Raw genomic sequence first — 24607 nt, 5'->3', positions numbered from 1 at the left:
GGATGGGCCGGTCCAGAGCCCGCGGGGCCGGATGGACCGGTCCAGAGCCCGCGGGGCCGGGCCGTCCGCGCACCCCGAGGAGCCCCCGCATGCCCGCCCCCGCCCGCCCCCGCTCAACCGGCCGCACCGCCCTCGCTACCGGCGCGGGCTCCGGGCTCGGGGAAGGAAGCGACCACAGAGCCGCGGACGCCGACGGTGCGCAACCCCCGCGAGGGGCGGTCACCGCTCGCCAGGGGGTGACGGGCGGGCGGGCAGGAAGGGCCCCGCTAGGGGAGCCCGGAGGCCCTGAAGACGGCCTGGGCGGCAGCGCCGTCCACCCGCGCCACGAGCTGGCCGAGCTCCACGGTGCCGGTGCGGAGCAGGCCCGCGGCCCTGGCCTGCCGGGCACCGGCGTCGAGGCGGTGCAGCAGCAGCGGGTTCTCCACGAGGACCTTCGGGTCGAACTCCACGCGGTGCCCGAGGGAGTCGCGCAGCACCAGCCGCGCGGCCACCGTCTCGCTGACCCGCACGCTCGTCAGCAGGCCGGTGCACACGTGCCGGGTGCGCAGCGGGCCGCGTACGGCGAGCCAGCCGGGGCCCGCGGACACGCGCACCGGGTGCAGGATCACATACAGCAGCGCGGAGAGCGCCGTCCACAGGGCGGTGCGGGCCGCGCTGAGGCTGCCCGCGGCGAGGTCCACCAGGACGATCAGGACGAGCAGCGCCGCGGAGCAGAAGACGGCGGCCCGCAGGTCCCCCGCCCAGCGCCGGTCGCTGACGACCCCGTCGGCCGACGGCGGTCCCCCGGCGCGCACCCGCCCGAGGGCCCGCGCCCCGCCCGCCACGCCGTGCCCCGCCGCCCGGTCCCGTTCCCAGCGCCCATGTCCCATGTGCCGCACCGTAGGACCGGCCCCGCGGCGCGGTCCGGTGCGTTGACGGCCCATATACACCTTCAGGGAACACCTTTACGCATTGCTGACGAACCCCCTTAACAAGTCGTCAAGAAGGAGATCGCCCCCGCCAAGGAGCCGCCAAGAGGAGCTGCCACCGGCCCCCGGCGAGCCGAACCTGAGTTCCCACGGCCACCACGGCCGTCACGGCGAACTCGCACGAAAGGCACCCCCGACATGACGACCGTCTCCGAGGACACCAGCGCCGCGGCCGTCGAGGAACCCCCCGATACCGGCGCCGCCGGGGACCCCGGTGACCGGCACCGCCTCACCGCCCTGCAGGGCCTCGCCGCGCTGTCCCTCGACGCCATGGCGTCCGTCGCCTACGGCCCCGAGGCGATCGTCCTCGTCCTCGCCGCCGCGGGCGGCTACGGGCTCGGCTTCACCCTGCCGGTGACCCTCGCGATCGCCGCGCTGCTCGCCGTGCTCGTCGCCTCCTACCGGCAGGTCATCGCCGCCTTCCCCGACGGCGGCGGCAGCTACGCCGCCGCCAAGGCCCACCTGGGCCGCCGTCCTGGCCTGGTCGCCGCCGCCTCGCTGGTCCTCGACTACGTCCTGAACGTCGCCGTCGCCGTGACCGCGGGCGTCGCCGCCCTCACCTCCGCGTTCCCCGAGCTGTACGCGGACCGGCTGCCGCTGTGCCTGGGCGTGCTCGCGGTGATCACCGCCGTCAACCTGCGGGGCATCGTGGAATCGGCGCGCGTGTTCATCGTGCCGACCGCCGTGTTCGTCGGCGCGATCCTCACCGTGGTGGCCGTCGGCCTGTTCCGGTCCGCGCCCGTCAGCACCGAGGCCGCCCACGGGCACGCGTCGGTCGTCGCCGACAACGCCACCACCGTCGGCGCGCTGCTACTGCTGAAGGCCTTCGCCTCCGGCTGCTCGGCGCTCACCGGCGTGGAGGCCATCGCCAACGCCGTGCCGTCCTTCCGGGCGCCGCGCGTCAAGCGGGCCCAGCACGCGGAGGTCGCCCTCGGCGCGCTCCTCGGCGTGATGCTGATCGGCCTGTCCGTCCTGATCTCCCGCTTCGGGCTCCAGCCCGCCGAGGGCGTCACCGTCCTCGCGCAGCTCACCGACGCCTCGCTCGGCCACAACTGGGCTTTCTACGTAGTGCAGTTCGCGACGATGGTGCTGCTCGCCCTGTCCGCGAACACCTCCTTCGGCGGGCTGCCCGTCCTGATGAGCCTGCTGGCCCGCGACAACTACCTGCCGCACGTGTTCGCCCTCAAGGCCGACCGGCAGGTCCACCGCCACGGCGTGCTCGCCCTCGCCGTCGCGGGCGCCGCGCTCCTCGTCTTCTCCGGCGGCGACACCAACACTCTCGTACCGCTCTTCGCGATCGGCGTCTTCGTCGGCTTCACCCTCTGCCAGACCGGCATGGTCATCCACTGGCGCGCGGCGGGCAAGCCCGCGAAGGCCCTGCTCAACGGCTTCGGCGCGGTCCTGACCGGCGTGTCGGCGGTTGTCGTCACGGCCACCAAGTTCACCGAGGGCGCCTGGCTGATCGTGCTCGCGCTGCCCGCGATCGTGTGCTGCTTCGAGGTCGTGCACCGCGCGTACGGGCGCATCGGCGAGGACCTCGGGCTCGGCCGCGTGCCCGAGCCGCCGCACCGCGACCACTCCCTGGTCATCGTGCCCGTCTCCGGCCTGTCCAAGCTGACCTGCGAGGCGCTCACCGCGGCCGTGTCCCTCGGCGACGAGGTGCGGGCCGTCACCGTCACCCACCAGGACCCCGAGGACCGGCGGGCCGCGGCGGCCCTGCGGCGCGACTGGGAGCTGTGGGATCCCGGCGTCGAGCTGATCGAACTGCCGTCGCCGCAGCGGAGTGTGGGGCGGCCGGTCGCCGCGTACGTCCGGCGCGTGTACCAGTACCACCCGGGGACGCGGGTCACCGTCCTCATCCCCGAGGTCGAGCCCGGGCGGCTGTGGCAGCGGCTCCTCCAGAACCAGCGGGGCGCGGTCCTCGCCCACGCGGTGCGCCGCGACACGGACGCCGCCATCTGCCGCCTCCGCTTCCGCCTCGCCCCACGGCGCTGACCCTCGCGGGGGCGCCCCAGACCCGCCCCTTCCCGAACCAGGGGGCCAGCCCCCTGGCACCCCCGTGAATCGGCCTTCGGCCTCGTCCTCAAACGCCGGACGGGCTGGATATAGCCCGTCCGGCGTTTGAGGACGAGGCGCGGAGCGCCGATCAAGTGGTGCCGGGCGCCCACGCCAGGAAGGGGCGGGTCTGGGCGCCCCCCGCGAGGGATCACACGGCCGCAATACGCCTGTCGTAATCCCGCCGCATGGTTGATCGTTGGGCCCGTACCCGACGCCCGACGATCCAGCGCAGGGGGACACGCCATGACCATCAGCCGCAGGACTCTGCTCGCCACCGCCACCGCGACCGCCGCCACCACCGCCCTCCTGACGGCCTGCGGCGGCAACACCGGGCGCGACGGCAAGGGCAAGGGCACGCCCCTGTCGCACTGGTACCACCAGTACGGAGAGCCCGGCACCGAGCAGGCCGTGAAGCGGTACGCCGCCGCCTACGACAAGGCGGACGTCCGCGTCCAGTGGCGGCCCGGCAACTACGACGAGCAGACCGCCGCCGCCCTGCTCACCGACTCCGGCCCGGACGTGTTCGAGGTCAACGGCCCCACCCTGGACCAGATCCGCGGCGGCCAGGTCCTGGACCTCACCGAGGCGTTCGACGGCGTGAAGGACGACTTCAACCCGGCGGTGCTCGCCCCCAAGACGTACGACGGCCGCGTCTGGGCGATCCCGCAGGTCGTCGACATGCAGCTGCTCTACTACCGCAGGAGCCTCCTCGACGACGCGGGCGTCGAGCCGCCCACGACCCTCGACGAACTCGTCGACGCGGCGAAGGCCCTGACGGACAGGAAGGTCAAGGGCCTGTTCCTCGGCAACGACGGCGGCGCGAGCGCCCTCGGCGGAACCCCCCTGTACGCGGCGGGACTCGAACTGGTCACCAAGGACGGCGAGGTCGGCTTCGACGACCCGGCGGCGGCCCGCGCCCTCGCCCCGCTGCGCCAGCTCTACGCGGACAAGTCGCTGCTGCTCGGCGCGCCCTCCGACTGGTCGGACCCGTCGGCGTTCGTGCAGGGGCTCACGGCCATGCAGTGGTCGGGCCTGTGGGCGCTGCCCGCGGTGAAGAAGGCACTCGGCGACGACTTCGGCGTCCTGCCGTTCCCCAAGGCCACCGGCGGCGGGAAGCCCGCGGTGCCCGTCGGCGCGTACGGCGCCGCCGTCAGCGCCCGCACCCGCCACAAGGAGGAGGCCAAGGCGTACCTGCGCTGGCTGTGGGTGGAGAAGACCGACTACCAGCGGGACTTCGCGCTGTCGTACGGCTTCCACATCCCCGCCCGGCTGTCCCTGGCGAAGCGGGCCGACGTCCTGAAGAAGGGCGCGGCGGCCGACGCCGTCGGCTACTCCACGCGGTACGGCTACGCCGAGCCGCTGCTGTGGACCACGGCGAGCCGCGTCGCCTACCAGGACGCGCTCAGCCGGATCATCAAGTCGGGCGCCAACCCGGAGAGCGAGCTGCGGTCCGTCGTGCGGAAGGCGGCGGCGGAGCTGTCCCGGGTCAAGAGGAAGTCCTCGTGAGCGCCCCCCACGCGGCCCGGGAGGCGCGGCGGCCGTCGCTGGCGCGGCGGCTCGCCGGGCCCCAGAACCGCACCCTCTGGTTCTGGATCTTCGTCGGGCCCTTCGCGCTCGGGCTGCTCGTCTTCACGTACGTACCGCTCGGCTGGAGCGTCTACCTCAGCTTCTTCGACGCCCACAACACGGTCTCCCCCACGGAGTTCGTCGGCCTCGACAACTACACGACGCTCCTGAAGGACGACGCGTTCACCGACAGCCTGTGGACGTTCACCGTCTTCACGGCCTTCATCGTGCCCACGACGTATCTGCTGTCCCTGGCGCTGGCGCTGATGGTGAACCGCGCCCGCCGCGCGCAGGCGTTCCTGCGGTCGGTGTTCTTCCTGCCAGCGGCGTGCAGCTACGTGGTGGCCGCCCTGATCTGGAAGATGTCGATCTTCAACGGGGTGCGGTTCGGGCTCGCGAACACCGTGCTCGGCTGGTTCGGCGCCGACCAGACCGCGTGGCTGTCCACCACGGACCCGCCCTGGTACTGGCTGGTGATCGTCACCGTGCGGCTGTGGCTCCAGGCCGGGTTCTACATGGTGCTCTTCCTGGCGGGGCTCCAGCGGATCTCCCCCACCCTGTACGAGGCCGCCGCGGTCGACGGGGCCCGGCCCGGCTGGCAGGTGCTGCGGCACATCACGCTGCCGCAGCTGCGCGCCACCTCCGTGGCGGTCGTGCTGCTCCTGGTCATCAACGCCTTCCAGGCGTTCGACGAGTTCTACAACCTGCTGTCCGACGCCCGCGGCTATCCGCCGTACGCCCGTCCCCCGCTCGTCTACCTCTACTACACGGCGCTCGGCCAGGGGCAGAACCTCGGCCTCGGCAGCGCGGGCGCGGTGCTGCTCGCCCTGATCATCGCCGTGGTGACGATCGGCCAGGCCCGCTGGTTCGGCCTGGGAAGGAAGGAGGACTGACGCCATGCACGACGCCTGGCTGCGGGTGGGGCGCGCGCTGCGCGTGGCGCTGCTCATCGCGCTCGCGCTGCTGTTCCTGATCCCGTTCTACCTCCTTGTGCGCAACGGCCTGTCCTCCGAGGCGGACATCACCTCGCCCGACTGGACGTTCTTCCCGTCCACGCTGCGCTGGTCGAACGTGACCGAGCTGTTCGACGACCCGACGGTGCCGATGGCCCGCGCCCTCGCCAACTCCGCGCTGGTCGCGGTCCTGACGACGCTCGGCACCCTGCTGCTCGCCTCCCTCGCGGGCTACGGCCTGGCCCGCATCCCCTACCGGTACGCCGACCACGTGTTCTACGCGATCCTCGGCACGATGATGGTCCCGGCCGCCGTCACCTTCGTACCGACGTTCGTGCTGGTGTCGTCGCTCGGCTGGGTCTCGACGCTGCGCGGACTGATCGTGCCGACGCTGTTCTCGGCGTTCGCGTGCTTCGTCTTCCGGCAGTACTTCCTGGGCTTCCCCGGGAGTTGGAGGACGCGGCGCGCGTCGACGGGCTCGGCTACTGGCGCACCTACTGGCGGGTGGTCGTGCCGAACGCGCGGCCCGTGTTCGCGGCCGTCGGCACGATCGTGTTCATCGGCGCCTGGAACTCCTTCCTGTGGCCGCTGGTGATCGGCCAGGACCGGGACGCGTGGACCGTCCAGGTGGCCCTGGCCTCGTTCACCACCTCTCAAGTGATCCGGCTGCACGAGCTGTTCGTCGCGGCGGCCGTGTCGATCGTGCCGCTGCTGCTGGTGTTCCTGTTCTTCCAGCGCTGGATCGTGGCGGGCGTGGAGCGCTCGGGCATCGACGAGTGACCGCCGCGCCCCGGGGGCTCAGAACGCGTTCGCCCGGGGCTCGGCGCGGCGCTGGCCCGGCGTGGCGTGGCAGGTGAGGTCCTTGCCGGGGAGCTTGCCCGTGGCCAGGTAGCGCATGGTCGGGTTCTCCGCGCACGGGTGGCCGCCACCGCCGAAGACCACGCCGTGGCCCTCGCCCTCGTCCACGGTGATCATCCGGGAGCCCTTCAGGGCCCGGTGCATGTTCCGCGCGCCGGACAGCGGGGTCTGCGGGTCCCATTCGTTCTGCACCAGCAGCAGCGGCACGCCGTTGTCGACCTTGGTGGCGGGCTCGGCGCCCCGGGGCCAGAACGCGCACGGCGCGATGCCGGACGGGAAGTCGCCGTACAGCGGGTAGCGGACGGAGTTGCGCACCGTGTCGCGGTAGTACGTCGCCGGGTCGCGGGGCCAGGCCGCGTCGGAGCAGACCACCGCGAAGTGGGAGGCGAACTCGTTGTCGGAGAACGGCTCGGACGGCGTGCCGGACACGGACGCGCCCCCCGCCGCCCGCTTCAGCCGCTTGACCAGCTCGGCTCCGCTGCGGACGCTGAAGAACTCGGGCCGCGCCAGGTCGCGCACGGCGGCGCCGTCGAGCTTCTGCCCGTCGACGACCAGCGGCTTACGGTCGGCGCGCGCCACGATCTTCCAGAAGGTCCGCCGGGCCTGCGCCGGGGAGTCGCCGAGGTGGTAGGTGGCGTTCCGCTCGGCGGTCCACTTCGCCCAGCGGTCGAAGGCCCCTCCGACCTCCTCTGCCCAGATCTGGTACATGCCCCGCCACATCCGCCCGGGGTCGACGGCGCTGTCGAGGACGAACCGGTCGGCGCGGCGCGGGAACAGCTGGGCGTAGACGGCGCCGAGCGCGGTGCCGTACGAGACGCCGAAGTACGACAGCTTCCGCTCACCGACGGCGGCGCGCAGGACGTCCATGTCGCGCGCGGTGTTGCGGGTGCTGATGTGCGGGAGCACGCCGGGGTTCTTCGTACGGCACTGGTCGGCGACCCTCTGGCCCACCGCGCGTTCCGCCCGAACTCGGCGGCGGAGCGGGTGGGGCGCGGGAAGTACTGGTCGGCCCGGCTGAGCCCGCACGTCACCGGCGAGCTCTTGCCGACGCCGCGCGGGTCGAACCCGATCAGGTCGTAGCGGTCCAGGACGGCCTTGGGCAGCCCTTCGGACGCGGCCAGGGGCAGGTCGAGCCCGGAGCCGCCGGGGCCGCCGGGGTTGAAGGTCAGCACGCCGTGCCGGGTGCCGGGCTTGCTGGTCTTGACCCGGGAGACCGCGACCTTGAGGGTCTTCCCCTTCGGCGCGGCGTAGTCCAGCGGCACGGTGAGCGTCGCGCACTGGAACTTCGCGGGCTTGTCGGCGGCGCATCTCTTCCAGGTGAGCTTCTGCTGGGTGTAGCGGGCGAGGCCACGCGCCTCGGCGTCGGCGGCATCGGCGGTGGCGTCGGTGGCGTCGGCGCGGGGCGCGGCCGTCGCCAGGCCCGGGGCGAGCGTCGCCGTCAGGCCGAGCGCGAGCAGCGGCACGACGAGGCGTCGCGGCAGGGGGTGCACCACGTGGGGCTCCCTTCGGTGGGTTCGGTTGGTTCCGTTCGGTTGGGCGTACCGCTGAGGGGGACGCGAGAGCGGGGTGGGGCACCTCCGTCCGGAAGGGAAAGATCACGTCAAACGGGGCGGGGAGCCGTGCCGGGAGGGGCGGACGCGGGGTGCGCGCGTCCCGGTCCGCGCGCCCCTCCGATAACCTGGCGGCTTCCCCAGGAGGAGTTACGCGCGTGGAGTTCCGGCTGCTCGGAGCGGTTTCCATCGGCACCGAGGCCGGTGAGCTGCCCCTCGGTCCCGCCAAGCGGCGCAGCCTTCTCGCCGCGCTGCTGCTGCGGCCCAACCGGCCCGTGCCGGTGGAGCAGCTGACGGCCACCCTGTGGGACGACGAGCCGCCCGCGCGCGCCCGCAGCGTCATCCAGGGCCATGTGTCGCGGCTGCGGAGCCTGCTCGCCGACGCGGACGCCGACGTGTTCGGCGTCGAGCTGGTGACGCGGGGCGCGGCGTATGCCCTGCGGATGCCGGAGTCGCTGCTGGACGCGCACCGCTTCGAGGAACTGGTGACGCTGGCCCGGGAGCAGCGCGCGCCGGGCGATGCCGTCGCCATGTACCAGGAGGCCCTGGCGCTGTGGCAGGGGCCCGCGCTGACCGGCGCCTACCCGAGCCCGCCGCTGCTGGCCGCCGCGCACGCCCTGGAGGAGCTGCGCCTCGCCTCGGTGGAGCTGCTCGCCGCGGCGTACGCCCGCCAGGGCGAGCACCACCGGGCGGCGGCCGTGCTGCGCGCGGAGGCCGGGGCGCACCCGCTGCGCGAGTCCCTTTCGGCGGCGCTGATGCGGGCGCTCCAGCGGGCGGGGCGCCGCTCGGAGGCGCTGGACTGGTTCCACCGCACCCGGCGGCTGCTCGCGGACGAGCTGGGTGTGGACCCCGGCCGGGAGCTGGCGGACGCGTACGCGGCGGCACTGCGCGGCGCCGACGACGGCCACGACACCTACGGCGACCACGCCGTCCCCGGCGGCCACCACGCCCCCGGTGGCCACCAAGCCCCCGAAGGCCACGCCAACCCCGGCAGCCACCACGCCCCCGGCAGCCAGGACAGCCCCAACGGCCAAGGCAGCGCCGCCGGACCCGTCCAGGCCGCGCCGCCGACCCCGGTGACCGCCCCGGCCGCGCCCCCGCCGCCCGGCCCCACGCCGGGAATCGGCTCCCCGCCGGGAATCGGCTCCCCGCCAGGCCTCGGCCCCGCCCCGGGACTCGCCCCCGTCGACCTGCTCCCCCGCGTCCCCCGCGGCTTCCACGGCCGCGCCGCCGAACTCACCGCGCTGTCCCGCGCCGCCGCGGGCGAGGCGCCGGTGTGCCTGGTGACCGGGCCCGCGGGCGTCGGCAAGACGGCCCTGGTGGTGCACTGGGCGCACCGGGAGCGCGCCGCCTTCCCCCACGGCCTGCTCTACGCCGACCTGCGCGGCTTCAGCGACGCCGACGAGCCGGGCCACCTCGAAGTGCTGCGCGAGTTCCTGCTGGCGCTCGGGGTCGCGCCGCGCCGCGTACCGGAGTCGGCGGGCGGCGCCGCCGCGCTGTACCGCTCGCTGGCCGCCGACCGGCACCTGCTCGTCGTCCTCGACAACGCCCGGGACTCCGCGCAGGTCCGGGAGCTGCTGCCGGGCGGCACCCACTGCGTCACCGTGGTCACCAGCCGGTACCGGCTGCGCGGCCTGATCGCCTCGGACGCGGCGCGGCCCGTACTGGTGGACGTCCTCGGACCGGACGACGGCACCGCGCTGCTCGCCGCGGTCCTCGGCGAGGAGCGGGTGCGTGCGGAGGCGGTGGCCGCCCGGCGCCTCGCGGAGCTGTGCGGCGGGCTTCCGCTCGCGCTGCGTGTGACCGCCGCCCGGCTCGCCGACCAGCCGGACCTGTCGCTCGGCGCGCTGGGCGCCGAACTGTCCGACGAGTCCCGCAGGCTGGCCCTGCTCGACGTGGAGGACACCGGCGTGCGGGCGGCGCTGCGGCTGACCGTGCGCCGCCTGCCGGGGGACGTCGCCCACCACTTCGCGCACCTGGGCCGCCACCCGGGCACGCACGTCGACCGGTACGCGGCCGCCGCCCTCGCGGGCACCGGCCCACAGGCGGCCGAGGCCGCCCTGGAGCGCCTGGCCGCGGCCCACCTCGTCATCCGGTCCGCGCCGGGCCGCTGGTCGCTGCACGACCTCGTACGCCTGTACGCGCGCGGTCTGGACGCCGGGCCCGGCGCGGTCCCGCGCCTCCTGGACCAGCAGATCGCCACCGCCCTCGCCGCGATCGCCGCGGCCGAGCCCGGCGAGGAGGACTGCTTCGCGCTGCCCGGCGACTTCCACCAGCCGCCCGGCGTACGGGAGTTCCGCGACCGCGAGGAGGCCATGGCCTGGTACGCGGCCGAGCGCGACGACCTGGCGCAGGCGGTGGCGGCGGCGCGCGCCGCCGGGCTGCACGGCAGGACCTGGCGCCTGGTGCTCGGGCTGTGGCCGCACATCGTGTGGCGGCACCGGGACGGCTGGACCCCGCTCCTGGAGACAGCCCTTGACGCCGCCCGCGCCGACGGCGACGCCCGCGCCGAGTCGCGGGTGCGGGCGCTGCTCGGCTGGGTGCTCGCCGAGGAGGGCCGCACCGGCGACGCGGAGGCCCACCTGGAGGCGGCCGCCGCGCTCGCCGCGCGCGTGGGCGACGTGTCCGGCGAGGCGACGGCGCTGGTCAACCTGTCGCTCACGCAGGCCGCCCTCGGGGACCCGGAGGAGGCGGCGCGGGGCTGCCTGCGGGCCGCGCGGCTCGCCCGCGAGGCGGGCGACCGGCCCACCGAACGGCTCGCCCTGCACCACCTGGCCCGCCACCACCTGGCCCTGGGGCAGTGGCGGCGCGCCCTGGACACGGCGAGCGCCGCCCTCGCCGTCGACCTGCCCGCGCAGACGTCGGCGGCGTCGCGGGTGCTGCTGCTCACCACCGCCGGTGAGGCCCTGATCGGCCTGGGCGACGAGGCCGAGGGCGTCCGGCGCCTGGAGACGGCGGCGCGGGAAGCGGAATCCTCCGGCTTCGACGAGGGCGCGGTCGGGGCGCTCGGCGCGCTGCTGCGCGTCTCGGCCGACGTGGGCCTGCGGGCCCGCTACGACACGGCGGTCCTGCGGCTCACGGCCCGCTCCTGAGGGCGCCGCGCACGGGTGTGGACGGCGCGTCAGCGGGACATCAGCCGGGCGTGAGCGGAACGCCAGCGCGGGCGGCGAAGGTGGTGTCCACAGCGGGGGTGACTCCGCGAGGACCACGAGCCAGCACCACCGCACTGGGGGACATCACATGCGTACGACGCGCATCCGCACCACCGCTTTCGCCGCCGCGGCCACCGCCGCCCTCGCCCTGTCCCTGACCGCCTGCGGCGGCTCCGGTGACGAGGGCTCGGGGAAGTCCGGTGGCTCCAAGGCGAGCGAGGTCGCGGGCACCACGGGCGGCAAGGCCACGGAGGGCACCGTGAACGCGGGCGGCGAGGGCACCGCGGACGACGGCCGGTCCGCCCCCTCCCGCTCCGGCGCGGCCCCCGCCGCGAAGGGCTCCGGCACGAGCGGTTCCGGCGCGAGCGGTTCCGGCGCGAAGGGTTCCGGCGCCACCGTCGACGCCGCGCGCTCCGCGAGCGTGCGGCAGTGCGACGGCAACGAGATGTCGTACTCCGTCCTGCACCGCTTCCCCGGGCAGCGCGGCGAGCACCTGCTGATCACCGCCGTGAACGCCGACACCAAGCCGTGCTGGGTCACCTCGTACCCGTCGGTGATGCTCGGCGACTCCGTCACCGTCCTCGGCCACTCGTCCAAGGACGCCCCCGGCGGCACCGCCCGCGTGACCGTCAAGCCCGGCGGCAAGGTCTACTCCGCCGTGAACCTCTTCACCGACGGCGCGAAGAGCCGCACCTCGACGAGCCTGTCCCTGGCGCTGCGCGACCAGACCGGCGACACCGGCCCCGGCAACGGCCAAGAGGCCTTCGACGCCAAGGGCGCCCCGTCCAAGTTCACCTGGTCCTCCGCGGACGTCACCCACTGGAACCCGGCGAAGCCCTACGCCTTCTGACCCCCCAGACCTGTCCGGGCACCCCCCGCCCGGACAGCCGGAAGGGGCGGCACCCCCGCACAGGGCGCCGCCCCTTCCTTTCGTGAACCGGAGCCGCCGCCGCATCGGTTGAGGGTCGGGGACACGACGACGACTCCGGGGCTCTATGGGGGCAGCCCCCCAACGACCCGCGGCTAGCGGTGGTCGCTGCCCTGGGCCTGGCTGGCCGCCCGGCCTGCCTCGAGGCGGGCCACCGGGATGCGGAACGGCGAGCAGGAGACGTAGTCCAGGCCCACCTCGTGGAAGAAGTGCACGGACTCCGGGTCGCCGCCGTGCTCGCCGCAGACGCCGAGCTTGATGCCGGGCCGGGTGGCGCGCCCGGCCTCGACCGCGCCGCGCACCAGCGCGCCGACGCCGTCCCGGTCGATGGTCTCGAAGGGGCTGACGCCGAAGATGCCCTTCTCCAGGTACGCGGTGAAGAAGGAGGCCTCCACGTCGTCGCGGGAGAAGCCCCACACCGTCTGCGTGAGGTCGTTGGTGCCGAAGGAGAAGAACTCCGCGGCCTCGGCGATCTGACCGGCGGTCACGGCGGCGCGCGGCAGCTCGATCATGGTGCCGATGGCGAGCTTGAGGTCGGTGCCGGTGGCGGCCTCGACCTCGGCGATGACCTGGTCGGCCTCCTCGCGGACGATCTCCAGCTCCTGGACGGTGCCGACGAGCGGGATCATGATCTCGGCGCGCGGGTCGCCCTTGGCGCCCCGGCGCTCGGCCGCGGCCTCCGCGATGGCCCGCACCTGCATGGTGAACAGGCCGGGGATGACCAGGCCGAGGCGTACGCCGCGCAGGCCCAGCATCGGGTTCTGCTCGTGCAGGCGGTGCACGGCCTGGAGCAGCCGCAGGTCGTTCTCGTTGTGGTCCTTGCGGGACTCGGCGAGCGCGACGCGCACCGACAGCTCGGTGATGTCGGGCAGGAACTCGTGCAGCGGCGGGTCGAGCAGCCGCACCGTCACGGGCAGGCCGTCCATGGCCTCGAACAGCTCGACGAAGTCCGCCTTCTGGAGCGGGAGCAGCTCCTTGAGGGCGTCCTCGCGCTCGGCGTCGGTGTCGGCGAGGATCAGCTTCTCGACCATCTCGCGGCGCTCGCCGAGGAACATGTGCTCGGTGCGGCACAGGCCGATGCCCTGCGCGCCGAACCGCCGTGCGCGCAGCGCGTCCTCGGCGTTGTCGGCGTTGGCGCGCACCCGCAGGCGGCGCTTGCCGTCGGCGAAGGCCATGATGCGGTGCACGGCCTGCACCAGCTCGTCGGCGTCGTCGGCGCCCGCGTGCATACGGCCCTCGAAGTACTCGACGACCGGGGAGGGGACCACGGGCACCTCGCCCAGGTAGACCTTGCCGGTGGAGCCGTCGATGGAGACGACGTCGCCCTCCTCGACGACCGTGCCGTTGACGGTGAGGCGGCGGCGCTTGGTGTCGACCTCCAGGTCCTCGGCGCCGCAGACGCAGGTCTTGCCCATGCCGCGGGCGACGACGGCGGCGTGGGAGGTCTTGCCGCCGCGGGAGGTGAGGATGCCCTCGGCGGCGATCATGCCGTCGAGGTCGTCGGGGTTGGTCTCGCGGCGGATCAGGATGACCTTCTCGCCGGACCGGGACCACTTGATCGCGGTGTACGAGTCGAAGACGGCCTTGCCGACGGCGGCGCCCGGCGAGGCGGCGATGCCCCGGCCGAGCTGCTCGACCTTGGCGTCCTCGTCGAAGCGCGGGAACATCAGCTGCGCCAGCTGCGCGCCGGTCACCCGCTGCAGCGCCTCGGCCTCGGTGATCAGGCCCTGGTCGACGAGCTGGGTGGCGATGCGGAAGGCCGCGCCCGCGGTGCGCTTGCCGACGCGGGTCTGGAGCATCCACAGCTGGCCGCGCTCGATGGTGAACTCGATGTCGCAGAGGTCCTTGTAGTGGGTCTCCAGGGTCTCCATGATCCGCATGAGCTGGTCGTACGACTTCTTGTCGATCCGCTCGAGCTCGGCGAGCGGGACGGTGTTGCGGATGCCCGCGACGACGTCCTCGCCCTGCGCGTTCTGCAGGTAGTCGCCGTACACGCCCTGGTGTCCTGAGGCGGGGTCGCGGGTGAAGGCGACGCCGGTGCCGGAGTCGGGGCCGAGGTTGCCGAAGACCATCGAGCAGACGTTGACGGCGGTGCCGAGGTCGTGCGGGATGCGCTCCTGGCGGCGGTAGAGCTTGGCGCGGTCGCCGTTCCACGAGTCGAAGACCGCCTTGATGGCGAGGTCCATCTGCTCGCGCGGGTCCTGCGGGAACTCGCGGCCCGCCTCGGCCTTGACGATCTTCTTGAACTTGGTGACGAGCTTCTTGAGGTCGCCCGCCTCCAGGTCGGTGTCGACCGTGACCTTCTTGGCGGCCTTGGCCGCCTCCAGGGCGTCCTCGAAGAGGTCGCCGTCGACGCCGAGGACGGTCTTGCCGAACATCTGGATGAGGCGCCGGTAGGAGTCCCAGGCGAACCGGTCGTCGCCCGCCTGCTTCGCCAGGCCCTGCACCGACTTGTCGGAGAGCCCGATGTTCAGGACGGTGTCCATCATGCCGGGCATGGAGAACTTGGCGCCCGAGCGGACGGAGACGAGCAGCGGGTCGTCGGCCTGGCCGAGCCTCTTGCCCATCTTCTGCTCCAGGGCGTCGAGGTGCGCACTCACCTCGTCACGCAGTGCCGCGGGCTCCTCGCCGCTGTCGAGGTAGACCTTGCAGGCCTCGGTGGTGATCGTGAAGCCCGGGGGCACGGGAAGCCCCAGGTTGGTCATCTCGGCGAGGTTCGCGCCCTTGCCGCCGAGGAGGTCCTTGAGGTCCTTGTTGCCCTCGGTGAAGTCGTAAACGAACTTCACGCCCTGAGCTACCTGAGCTACGTGGGGATCTTTGTTTTCCGACACGGGTCTCGACTCCTGGACGTGGTGGCTGCCCTGACGGCGAGGAACATACCCAGATCGAAGGCGTCTGGGTACGTCCACTTGTGGGTCACACGGCTGTAACCACCCGTCCGCCACTAGATCGAAAGTGACTCGCCGGTAGCGAGGGTGAAGGATCTTCGTTCAAGTCTTGAACGGTCAACCCCTGTAGAGCCTGCTTTTCGCTCAGATGAGCAGGGGAGTCGCCAGTTGTGAGTTCAGATCGTAAATGATCGAGCAATGGCACTCAGTGCCACCACTTGGAGAAGTGCAGCCACCCGAAGGGCGCCTCCCGGCCGCTCATCTGAGCGCAAGGTCTATCAGGGGTGGCGAGAATCACGCCGTTTGCGCGGCCGAAATCCCGGCATCCGGACGCCGTCGGAACGCTCGCCGGGCACGGAAGCGGAACGCCCACCGCCGTCAGAAACCGAGCGCCGCCAGCCGCGCCTCGGCCCGCTCCGGCGCGTACAGGTGCTCCACCACCAGCGCACCCGCCCCCACCAGACCCGCCCGCTCCCCCAGCGTCGAGGTGACGATCTGCAGATGGGCCGTGGAGCGCGGCAACGCCCGCTGGTACAGCAGCTCGCGCACGCCCGTCAGGAAGGGCGTTCCGGCCAGATCTCCGGCGATCATGAGAACGCCGGGGTTCAGCAGCGTCACGACCGTGGCGAGCACCTCGCCGACCCGCCGCCCCGCCTCCCGCGCGAGCCGCACCGCCTCCGGGTGCCCCGCCGCCAGCAGCCGCCGCACGTCCCAGCCGGACGCCGCCGGAACGCCCGCCGCCGCGAGGCGCCCCGCGAGCGCCCGCCCGCTGGCCACGGCCGCCAGACAGCCGTGCGCGCCGCACTTGCACAGCGCGTCCGCGTCGCCGGGGCCGCCCGGCAGCCGCACATGCCCGATGTCGCCCGCCCCGCCGTCGATGCCCCGGTAGACCGCGCCGTCCACGACGACGCCCGCGCCGATGCCGGTGGAGACCTTGACCAGCACGAAGGCCGCGCAGTCCGGGTGGGCGGCGCGCTGTTCTCCGTACGCCATGAGGTTCGCGTCGTTGTCGACGAGCACCGGCACCCGCGCCGACCCGCCCGTGCGCGCGGCGAAGGCCCGGCGCAGCCTGCCCCGTATGTCGAAGTCGTCCCAGCCCGGCATGATCGGCGGCTGCACCACGCGGCCGGTCTCGCTGTCCACCGGGCCCGGCACCGCCAGGCCGATGCCGCACACCGCCGACGCCGGACTGCCGCCCTCGCGCAGCAGCGCGCCGAAGCGGGCGCCCAGCTCGTCCAGGACGACGCGCGGGCCCTCATCGACGCGCAGCGCGCCCGTGTGCTCGGCCAGCACCTCGCCGGTGAGGGTCAGCAGGGCCGTGCGGGCGTGCCGGGTCTCCAGGTCGGCGGCGAGCACCACGGCGTGCGCGTCGTCGAACTCCAGGCGGGCGGCGGGACGCCCGCCGAGCGGCGACGCCACCGGCGCGGGCGTGCCGGTGGCCTCGCGCAGCCAGCCCGCGCGGAAGAGCCGGTCCAGACGCTGGCCGACGGTGGCCCGGGACAGGCCGGTGGCCCGCTGGAGGGCGCCGCGCGTGGTGGCCCGGCCGCTGCGCACCAGGTGCAGCAGGTCACCGGCGCTGGCCTGGGGGGCGCTCCCCCGCCCCGGCCGCGCCCCCGGCGCACCCGGCGCACCCCTGAAAGGTCCGCTCCTCGCGTCCACCGGCCTCACTCCCCCCGCGCCCCCTGGCATATCCAGGCGGCCCCTTGCGCGCGTCAACTCAGCGTTACATATTGGGTTTTGCGTACTGAGTAGACGTAACTCTAGGCTGAACCCCACCGAACTGACAGCCCGGACGGCAGCCCGGACGGGCGGGGGAAGAGACGCGTGGACCGCACCACCACGGCCCGCAGCAGGGCCGCCGCCCCGGCCGGGAGCGCCCCGCGCGCGCCGCGGCGCGCGGACGGCGGACTGCGCGAGCGCGCCGCCCGGGTCCTGTCCGCCAACTGGACCGGCACGTCCACGGTCCCCTCCCGGAGCCTGTATCCGCACCAGTGGTCCTGGGACTCGGCGTTCATCGCGATCGGCCTGCGGCACGTCTCGCCGTTACGGGCCCAGATCGAGCTGGAGACGCTGTTCGCGGCGCAGTGGGCCGACGGGCGCGTCCCGCACATCGTGTTCCACCCGTCCGTGCCGCTCGACGCCTACTTCCCGAGCCCCGACTTCTGGCGCTCGGCCACCACGGGCCGCGCCGCGGGCGCCCCCGGCCGCGTGCAGACCTCCGGGATCGTGCAGCCGCCGGTGCACGCGCTCGCCGCCTGGCTGGTGCACCTCGCCGACCCCGGCCTGTCCCGGGCCCGCTCCTTCCTGGCCCGTCTGCACCCGCGCCTGGCCGCCTGGCACCGCTTCCTGCTGCACCGCCGCGACCTGGGCGGCGCGGGCCTGGCCGCCGTGGTCCACCCCTGGGAGCAGGGCATGGACAACAGCCCCTGCTGGGACGGCCCGTTGAGCCGGGTGCGCCCCGCCGCGGCCCACGCGTTCCGCCGCGCCGACCTCGCCCACGGCTCGCCCGGCGACCGCCCGACCGACCTCGACTACGGGCGGTATGTGCGCCTGGCCGCCGACTACCGCGACCGCGGCTACGGCGGCCACGAGGCGCCCACGGCCCCTCATCCGAGTGAATTCGCCGTCGAGGACCCGTCGTTCAACGCGCTCCTGATCGCCTCCGAGCACGCCCTGGCCCGCATCACCGGCGAGCTGGGTGTGCCCGCCACGGCCCGGCACGAGCGCGCCGAGCGGCTGACCCGCGCCCTCGTGGACCGGCTGTGGGACGCCGACGCGGGGATCTTCCGCTGCCGGGACCTGCTGGCGGGCCCGGACACGGGCGGGGACGCGGGGGCGCTGGTGGCCGAGCGCGGGGTCACCGGCCTTGTCCCGCTGCTGCTCCCGGGGCTGCCGCGGCCGGTCGTCGCGGCCCTGGTGGACACCGCGCGCGGGCCGCGGTTCGGGCTCGGCGGGCGGGTGCGGCTCGCGCCGAGCCACGACCTGCTCAGCCCGGCGTTCGACGCCGCCCGGTACTGGCGCGGACCGGCCTGGTTCAACGTCAACTGGCTGCTGGAGCGCGGCCTGCGCCTGCACGGCGAGCACGCGCTCGCCGACGGCCTGCGGACGGCGCTGCTCGACACCGCGCTCGCCTCCGGCTTCGCCGAGTACGTGGACCCGTACACGGAAAGCGGCCACGGCGCCCGCGGCTTCAGCTGGACCGCGGCGCTCGCCCTCGATCTGCACGTCGATCTGCACGTCGATCCGCACGCCGATCCGCACGTTGATCGGCACCTCGGTCGGCACGTCGATCTGCACCCCGATCGGCACCTCGATCTGCACGCCGCTCGGCACGTCGATCGGCACGCCGATCCGCACGTCGATCCGCACGTCGATCGGCACACGGACACCACAGCGGGGCCTGACAGGGACGAAGGGGCTCGGAATGACTGACCGGCAGCACCATCTGCTCGTGCGCGGCACGACGTTCGCGGCGCTCGGCGCGGGCGGCGACATCCGGGGCGTGCCCGGCACCACCGCGCCGGACGGCCTCTTCGTCCGCGACGCCCGGCACCTGAGCCGCTGGCAGCTCACGGTGGACGGCGCGGTGCCGGAACTCCTCACGCTGCCCGAGGGCTCCCTGTCGGCCGACGGCGGCGACGGCGCGCGCAGCGTCCTCGTGCCGCGCGGCGGCCGCGACGAGCCGCCCGCCTACACCCTCTTCCGTGAACAGGCCGTCACCGACGGCGCGTTGGTGGAGTCGGTGCGCGTCACCAGCAACCGGGCGGTGCCGACGACGCTCAGGATCGCGCTGACCGCCGACGCCGACTTCACCGACCAGTTCGAGCTGCGCTCGGACCACCGCACGTACGCCAAGCCGGGCGCCGTGAGGTCCCGGCGCGTCCTGGAGCGCGACACCGAAAGCGACCGCGGCGGCGTCGAGTTCGCCTACCGGCGCGGCGACTGGCGCTCGCGGACCACGGTCACGGCCACGCCCGCGCCGGACGCCGTCGAGGAGACCGGGACCGGCGCGCGGCGCCTGGTGTGGGCGCTCGAACTGGCCGCGCACGGCTCCGCCGACCTGGCCCTGACCGTCACCGCGGCCCCGCACGGCGCGCCCCCGCCCGCCCCGCCGCCCCCGACGCCGCGGGCCGCGCTCGCCGAACTCTCCGCCCGGCAAAGGGAGTTCACCGACGCCGTGCCGCTGCCCGCCGCCTGGCCCGAGCTGGCCGCCGCGTGCGCCCGGGGGCTCGCCGACCTCGCCGCGCTCCAGGTGCCCGCGCGCGGGCCCGACGGCGAGGAGCTGCGGGTGCCCGGCGCGGGCGCGCCCTGGTTCCTCACGCTGCTTGGCCGGGACGCGCTGCTCACGTCCCTGTTCGCGCTGCCGTATCTGCCGCGCCTGGCCGCCGCGACCCTGACCGCGCTCGCCGCGACCCAGGCCACCGGCGCCGCCGGGGGGCGCGGGGCCGCCGCCGGGAAGATCGTCCATGAGGTGCGGCACGGGGAGCTGGCCCACTTCGAGCAGGTGCCCTTCGGGCGGTACTACGGCTCCGTCGACGCCACCCCGCTGTTCCTGGTGCTGCTCGGCGCGTACACGGAGCGCACCGGGGACACCGCTGTGGCCCGCCGCCTCGCCGACGCCGCGCGCGCCGCCGTCACCTGGATGCTGGACCACGGCGGGCTCCGCGCCCACGGCTATCTCGTGCACGGCGCCGACGAGGGCGGCCACGCCGACCAGAACTGGAAGGACTCCCCCGGCGCGATCTGCCGCGCCGACGGCAGCCGCGCCGCGGGGCCGCTGGCCGCGGCGGGCGCGCAGGGGTACGCGTACGACGCGCTGCTGCGCACCGCGTGGCTCGCCCGCTCGGTGTGGGGCGACGCCGGGTACGCCGACCGGCTCGCGGCGGTCGCCGCGGGTCTGCGCGACCGGTTCCAGCGGGACTTCTGGATGGAGCGGCACCAGTTCCCCGCGCTCGCCCTCGACGGCGCCGGGCGCCAGGTCGACGCGCTCGCCTCCGACGCGGGCCATCTGCTGTGGTCGGGTCTCCTCGACAAGGAGTACGGGGAGACGGTGGGCCGTCGCCTGCTGGAGCCGGACTTCTTCTCCGGCTGGGGCGTGCGGACGCTGGCCGCCGGGCAGGAGGCGTACCATCCGCTGTCCTGCCACCGCGGCTGCGTGTGGCCGCACGACAACGCGCTGCTCGCCCTGGGGCTGGCCCGGTACGGGCTGCACGACGAGGCGCGGGCCGTGGCGCACGGGCTCGTCGACGCCGCCGGGTCGGCCGGGGGCCGCCTGCCGGAGGTCTTCGCCGGGTACGACCGCTCCGCGCACCCCGCGCTCATCCCCTACCCCCACGCCTGCCCCCGGGAGTCCCGCACGGCCACGACGCCGCTGGCGCTCCTGACAGCCACGGGTTCGGCGTAGCCCTGCGGGCAGTTCCCCGCCGCCGTCCGCCCTGCGGGCAGCTCCCGCCGCCCCGCCCTACCGCCCACCGAACGGCTGCCCGGCGCCCAGGGCTGTGCCCACCCGTCCCGCCCTGCGGGACGACTGCCCACAGCGGCGATGACAGCGGGCACCGGCCACAGGAGGCACCGCCCGCGGCGGGCACCGGCAGCGGCAGCGGGCGGTGGCAAGCGGCACCGGGCGTCGCCGGGGCCGTGGGTCAGCCGCCCGAGGTGTCCAGTTCCGCGTCCGAGGAGATGCCCGCGCAGTCGTAGGGGTCGCGGAGCCAGCCGTCCGGGAGGACGACCCGGTTGTTGCCGGACGTACGCCCCCGGGGCCCGTCCGCGCCCGCGGGCCACCCCTGGTCGAGGTCCAGCTCGTCGAGCCCGCCCCGCAGCTCCGCGAGCGACGACGCGACGGCGAGCCGCTTGCGCATCTCGGAGCCCACGGCGAAGCCCTTCAGGTACCAGGCCACGTGCTTGCGGAAGTCGATGACCCCGCGCGCCTCGTCCCCGAGCCACTCCCCGAGCAGCGCGGCGTGCCGCACCATGACGTCGGCGACCGCCCGCAGCGAGGGCCGCGCCAGGTCCTCCGTACGCCCCTCGAACACGGCCACCAGGTCCCCGAAGAGCCACGGCCGCCCCAGGCAGCCGCGCCCCACGACCACCCCGTCGCACCCGGTCTCGCGCATCATCCGCACGGCGTCGTCCGCCGACCAGATGTCGCCGTTGCCGAGCACGGGGATCTCCGGCACGTGCTCCTTGAGGCGGGCGATGGCGGACCAGTCCGCCGTGCCGCCGTAGTGCTGCGCGGCCGTGCGCCCGTGCAGGGCGATCGCGGTGACGCCCTCCTCGACGGCGATGCGGCCCGCGTCCAGGTACGTGATGTGGTCGTCGTCGATGCCCTTGCGCATCTTCATGGTGACCGGCAGGTCCCCGGCCCCGGACACGGCCTCGCGCAGGATCGCCCGCAGCAGGTTCCGCTTGAACGGCAGGGCGGAGCCGCCGCCCTTCCGCGTCACCTTCGGGACCGGGCAGCCGAAGTTCAGGTCGATGTGGTCGGCGAGGTCCTCCTCCGCGATCATGCGGACGGCCTTGCCGACGGTCGCGGGGTCCACCCCGTACAGCTGGATCGAGCGCGGCTGCTCGCTCGCGTCGAAGCGGATCAGCTGCATCGTCTTCTCGTTGCGCTCGACCAGCGCCCGCGTGGTGATCATCTCGCTGACGAAGAGGCCCTTGCCGCCGCTGAACTCCCGGCACAGCGTGCGGAACGGCGCGTTCGTGATGCCCGCCATGGGCGCGAGCACGACGGGCGGCCGCACCTGGTGGGGACCGATCGCGAGCGACGGCTTCGGCTGGGACATCGGGCGGCTCTCCGGGAACGTGTGGAACGGGGGCAAGCCTCCATTGTCCCCCAGCCGCCCGGCACCCGTCCCCCGGCCGCCCCCTCCCCGAAGCGCCCCCCTCCCCGGAGCGCCCCGAACACCCCGGGGATACCGTCGCCGTATGCCCGGACTCAGCGCTCGGCGCCGCCACCTGGTGCTCGCGATCTGCTGTATGAGCCTGCTGATCGTGAGCCTGGACAACACGATCCTGAACGTCGCCCTGCCCACCATGGCCAGGGAGTTCGACACCAGCATCTCGGGCATGCAGTGGACGGTCGACGCCTACACCCTCGTCCTCGCGTCGCTGCTGATGCTGGCGGGTTCGACGGCGGACCGCGTGGGCCGCCGCCGGGTGTTCCAGGCGGGCCTGACGGTCTTCACGCTCGGCTCCCTCCTGTGCTCCCTGGCCCCGAACCTGGAGTCGCTCGTCGCCTTCCGCATGGTCCAGGCGGTCGGCGGCTCCATGCTCAACCCGGTCGCGATGTCGATCATCACCAACACGTTCACCGAGCCCCGCGAGCGGGCCCGCGCGATCGGGGTGTGGGGCGGGGTCGTCGGCATCTCCATGGCGGCGGGCCCGCTGGTCGGCGGGCTGCTCGTGGACGCGCTGAGCTGGCGGGCGATCTTCTGGGTGAACCTGCCGGTGGGCCTCGCGGCGCTGCTGCTGACCGCGCGGTACGTCCCGGAGTCCCGCGCGCCGAAGCCGCGCCGCCCGGACCCGGTCGGCCAGCTCCTGGTGATCGTGCTGCTGGGTGCGCTGACGTACGCGATCATCGAGGCGCCGGTGGCGGGCTGGACGTCCCCGCTGATCCTGGCCGCGGCGACGGCGGCGGCCCTGGCGCTCGCGGGTCTGCTCCGCCATGAGCCGCGCCGCGCCGAACCCCTCATCGACCTGCGCTTCTTCCGCTCGGCCCCGTTCAGCGGCGCCACGGTCATCGCGATCAGCGCGTTCGCGGCGCTCGGCGGCTTCCTGTTCCTGTCCACGCTCTACCTCCAGGACGTACGCGGCCTGGACGCGCTGCACGCGGGCCTGTGGATGCTGCCCATGGCGGCGATGACGCTGGTGTGCGCGCCGCTGTCCGGCCGCCTGGTGGGCGCCCGGGGCCCGCGTCTGTCGCTGCTGGTCGCGGGTGTGGCGATGACGGCGTCCGGGGTCCTCTTCGCCGCGTTCGAGGCGGAGACCGGGAGCGGCACGCGGCTGCTCGCCTACCTCCTGTTCGGCCTCGGCTTCGGCATGGTGAACGCCCCCATCACCAACACCGCGGTCGCCGGGATGCCCCGCGCCCAGGCGGGCGTGGCCGCCGCCGTCGCCTCCACCAGCCGCCAGATCGGCCAGACCCTGGGCGTCGCCGTCATCGGCTCGGTCCTGGCCTCGGGGGTGACCACGTCGTACGCGGCCGACTTCGCGGCGGCCAGCCGCCCCGCCTGGTGGATCATCACGGGGTGCGGCGCGGCGGTCCTGACCGTGGGCACCCTCACCAGCGGCCCCTGGGCCCGCAAGACCGCCGCCCGCACGGCGGCCCGCCTGACCCCGCCGTCGGCCGAAACCCCCCGCCCCACCAGACCCGCCTAGCCGGTCGGCCCCCCGCCGCCCCCGCCGCCGGGGGCCGCGGCCCTGTGCCGGATGGCGGACGCCCGCTCCAGGAGCCGTCTGGCCTCGGCGGCGTCCGCGGCTTCGACGGCGCGCGCTTCGAGGTCGGCCACGTGGGCGTCGAGCAGCGGGTCACGGGCGATGGCGTACTCGCCCCACCAGCGGGCCATGAACGCGGGCACGGGGCCGAGGTCGTAGGTGTCGGCGATCGCCCGCCTCCAGTGCGCGTCAAAGTCGGCGAGGAGATGCGGGGCGTACTGGGCGATGGCTTCGCGGAGCGCCTTGGGAGTCCTCTCCGGCAGGGGAGGAACGCCCGGTGGACCGCCAGCGGCAGTAGTCATACGTCACTCCTACGCCTCCTCCCTTGGCCCGCGCCTCCGCGTCAGGCCCGATTCACCCCCGCGATCAGGCCCGATTCACCCCGCGTCACAGCGGCAGGTCGTCCGGCAGCACCCGGAACGCCTTGTGGCGGCCCAGGGGGCGTACGGCGCGGAAGTCGCGGCGGTCGAGGGTGAGGATCGCGTCGGTGTCGTAGTCGGCGGCCAGGGCCACGTTCACCGCGTCGGTCAGGTCGAGGTCCAGGGAGCGGTAGCGGGCGCGGACGGACTGGGCGGCGCCCAGGTGGGCCTCCGTGATCTCCGGGAGGACGACCCGCCCCCGGCTCACCCAGCGCCGCAGGTCGTCGACCGCGCTGACGGCTGCCTCCCGGCCCAGTTCGCGCGTGGCGACGTGGTCGAGTTCCGCGAGCAGGAGCGGGGACATGACGAGCAGACCGGCGGCCATGATCGCCTCGTTGGCTGCCGTCTGCTCCGGGTGGGCCGAGTCCAGGGCCGCGAGCAGGCCGGAGGTGTCGGCGATGACGACGATCACGCGGCGGTTCCGGGCTCCGGGGCGGCCTCGCGGCGCACCGCGTCGGCGACCGCGTCCCGGACCTCGTCCTTGGACGGCGTACGGCCCGGGCCCTCGAAGGTGCGCGAGAACAGCGGCTCGTCCCAGACCCGGTTCGCCATCGCCGCGAGGTGGATGCCCTGGCGGATGATCTCGGCCTCGCTGATCCCGCGGCGCCTGGCGGCCTCCTTGATGATCGCCAGGTCCTCGGGGTCGGCGTACACGTTGGTGCGCTTCATGGACATGTACCAACGGTAGTCCATGTGCCCGGCCGAGCCAGGGGTTACAAGTTACAGATAACAAAACTTGAAATCTGTCAGCCATGGGTGCATGGTGGAGACACGGCGCCTCCTCGCCCCCGCCCGGCAGGGCGCGGCGGGGCCGCCTCCTCCACCCCACTC

Annotated in this window: 16 protein-coding genes and 1 pseudogene; 9 read left to right on the top strand and 8 right to left on the bottom strand. The window is 74.3% G+C overall.

Annotated elements, in window-relative coordinates; translation table 11 throughout:
* Positions 1 to 266: 266 nt before the first annotated feature.
* Positions 267 to 869, bottom strand: a complete 603-nt coding sequence (locus tag ACOBQU_RS26240; RefSeq protein ID WP_423630094.1) for a hypothetical protein — start codon at positions 867 to 869, stop codon at positions 267 to 269.
* A 237-nt stretch (positions 870 to 1106) separates the two neighbouring features.
* Between ACOBQU_RS26240 and ACOBQU_RS26235 the strand changes: the two genes are divergently transcribed.
* The 4 genes and pseudogenes from ACOBQU_RS26235 (at position 1107) to ACOBQU_RS26220 (ending at position 6325) form a co-directional block, all read left to right on the top strand.
* Positions 1107 to 2963 carry an APC family permease gene (locus ACOBQU_RS26235; RefSeq protein WP_423630092.1) on the top strand — a complete coding sequence of 619 codons (1857 nt, stop codon included), beginning with the start codon at positions 1107 to 1109 and terminating at the stop codon, positions 2961 to 2963.
* A 306-nt stretch (positions 2964 to 3269) separates the two neighbouring features.
* The gene (locus ACOBQU_RS26230; RefSeq protein WP_423630090.1) at positions 3270 to 4532 is read left to right on the top strand and encodes an ABC transporter substrate-binding protein; all 1263 of its coding nucleotides are present in this window, start codon (positions 3270 to 3272) and stop codon (positions 4530 to 4532) included.
* A 38-nt stretch (positions 4533 to 4570) separates the two neighbouring features.
* Positions 4571 to 5485 carry a carbohydrate ABC transporter permease gene (locus tag ACOBQU_RS26225; protein WP_423634727.1) on the top strand — a complete coding sequence of 305 codons (915 nt, stop codon included), beginning with the start codon at positions 4571 to 4573 and terminating at the stop codon, positions 5483 to 5485.
* 4 nt (positions 5486 to 5489) lie between these two features.
* A pseudogene (locus ACOBQU_RS26220) lies at positions 5490 to 6325 on the top strand (carbohydrate ABC transporter permease).
* Positions 6326 to 6343: 18 nt separating this feature from the next.
* On the opposite strand, the gene ACOBQU_RS26215 reads toward ACOBQU_RS26220, so the two are convergent.
* Entirely contained in the window at positions 6344 to 7354 is a 1011-nt protein-coding gene (locus tag ACOBQU_RS26215; RefSeq protein ID WP_423630089.1) for an alpha/beta hydrolase, read from the bottom strand.
* A gap of 757 nt (positions 7355 to 8111) precedes the next feature.
* Between ACOBQU_RS26215 and ACOBQU_RS26210 the strand changes: the two genes are divergently transcribed.
* Entirely contained in the window at positions 8112 to 11045 is a 2934-nt protein-coding gene (locus tag ACOBQU_RS26210) for an AfsR/SARP family transcriptional regulator (RefSeq protein ID WP_423630087.1), read from the top strand.
* A 148-nt stretch (positions 11046 to 11193) separates the two neighbouring features.
* Positions 11194 to 11955 carry a DUF4232 domain-containing protein gene (locus ACOBQU_RS26205; protein WP_423630085.1) on the top strand — a complete coding sequence of 254 codons (762 nt, stop codon included), beginning with the start codon at positions 11194 to 11196 and terminating at the stop codon, positions 11953 to 11955.
* Positions 11956 to 12128: 173 nt separating this feature from the next.
* Here the strand turns inward: ACOBQU_RS26205 and ppdK are convergent, their stop codons facing one another.
* Both ppdK and ACOBQU_RS26195 read right to left on the bottom strand, forming a co-directional pair.
* Entirely contained in the window at positions 12129 to 14864 is a 2736-nt protein-coding gene (ppdK, locus tag ACOBQU_RS26200) for a pyruvate, phosphate dikinase (protein WP_423630083.1), read from the bottom strand.
* Positions 14865 to 15299: 435 nt separating this feature from the next.
* Entirely contained in the window at positions 15300 to 16475 is a 1176-nt protein-coding gene (locus ACOBQU_RS26195) for an ROK family protein (protein WP_423630081.1), read from the bottom strand.
* Positions 16476 to 16745: 270 nt separating this feature from the next.
* On the opposite strand from ACOBQU_RS26195, the gene ACOBQU_RS26190 reads away from it, so the two are divergent.
* Positions 16746 to 18353: an MGH1-like glycoside hydrolase domain-containing protein gene (locus ACOBQU_RS26190; protein ID WP_423630079.1), complete on the top strand. Its 1608-nt coding sequence runs from the start codon at positions 16746 to 16748 to the stop codon at positions 18351 to 18353.
* The gene (locus ACOBQU_RS26185; protein ID WP_423630078.1) at positions 18346 to 20325 is read left to right on the top strand and encodes a glycogen debranching N-terminal domain-containing protein; all 1980 of its coding nucleotides are present in this window, start codon (positions 18346 to 18348) and stop codon (positions 20323 to 20325) included. The genes ACOBQU_RS26190 and ACOBQU_RS26185 overlap by 8 nt, the downstream gene beginning before the upstream one ends.
* Positions 20326 to 20563: 238 nt before the next feature.
* On the opposite strand, the gene dusB is transcribed toward ACOBQU_RS26185, so the two are convergent.
* Positions 20564 to 21706, bottom strand: a complete 1143-nt coding sequence (gene dusB / locus ACOBQU_RS26180) for a tRNA dihydrouridine synthase DusB (protein WP_423634725.1) — start codon at positions 21704 to 21706, stop codon at positions 20564 to 20566.
* Between the two features lie 142 nt (positions 21707 to 21848).
* Between dusB and ACOBQU_RS26175 the strand changes: the two genes are divergently transcribed.
* Positions 21849 to 23300 carry an MFS transporter gene (locus ACOBQU_RS26175; RefSeq protein ID WP_423630076.1) on the top strand — a complete coding sequence of 484 codons (1452 nt, stop codon included), beginning with the start codon at positions 21849 to 21851 and terminating at the stop codon, positions 23298 to 23300.
* Here ACOBQU_RS26175 and ACOBQU_RS26170 read toward each other — a convergent pair.
* The 3 genes from ACOBQU_RS26170 to ACOBQU_RS26160 form a co-directional block, all read right to left on the bottom strand.
* Complete coding sequence (locus ACOBQU_RS26170; protein WP_423630074.1) at positions 23297 to 23659, bottom strand: hypothetical protein; 363 nt, start codon at positions 23657 to 23659, stop codon at positions 23297 to 23299. The genes ACOBQU_RS26175 and ACOBQU_RS26170 overlap by 4 nt on opposite strands.
* Positions 23660 to 23744: 85 nt before the next feature.
* A complete protein-coding gene (locus ACOBQU_RS26165) occupies positions 23745 to 24188 on the bottom strand; it encodes a PIN domain-containing protein (RefSeq protein WP_423630072.1) in 444 nt (147 codons plus the stop codon).
* Positions 24185 to 24451 carry a CopG family transcriptional regulator gene (locus ACOBQU_RS26160; protein ID WP_423630071.1) on the bottom strand — a complete coding sequence of 89 codons (267 nt, stop codon included), beginning with the start codon at positions 24449 to 24451 and terminating at the stop codon, positions 24185 to 24187. Before ACOBQU_RS26160 ends, ACOBQU_RS26165 begins: the two co-directional genes overlap by 4 nt.
* Positions 24452 to 24607: the final 156 nt, after the last annotated feature.

Origin of the sequence: Streptomyces sp. G45, from assembly GCF_049542095.1 — a bacterium.
In the GTDB taxonomy this organism is placed as follows: Bacteria; Actinomycetota; Actinomycetes; order Streptomycetales; family Streptomycetaceae; genus Streptomyces.
The sequence above is the reverse complement of the archived record's forward strand: the minus strand, read 5'-3'. Positions and strand labels throughout refer to the sequence as shown.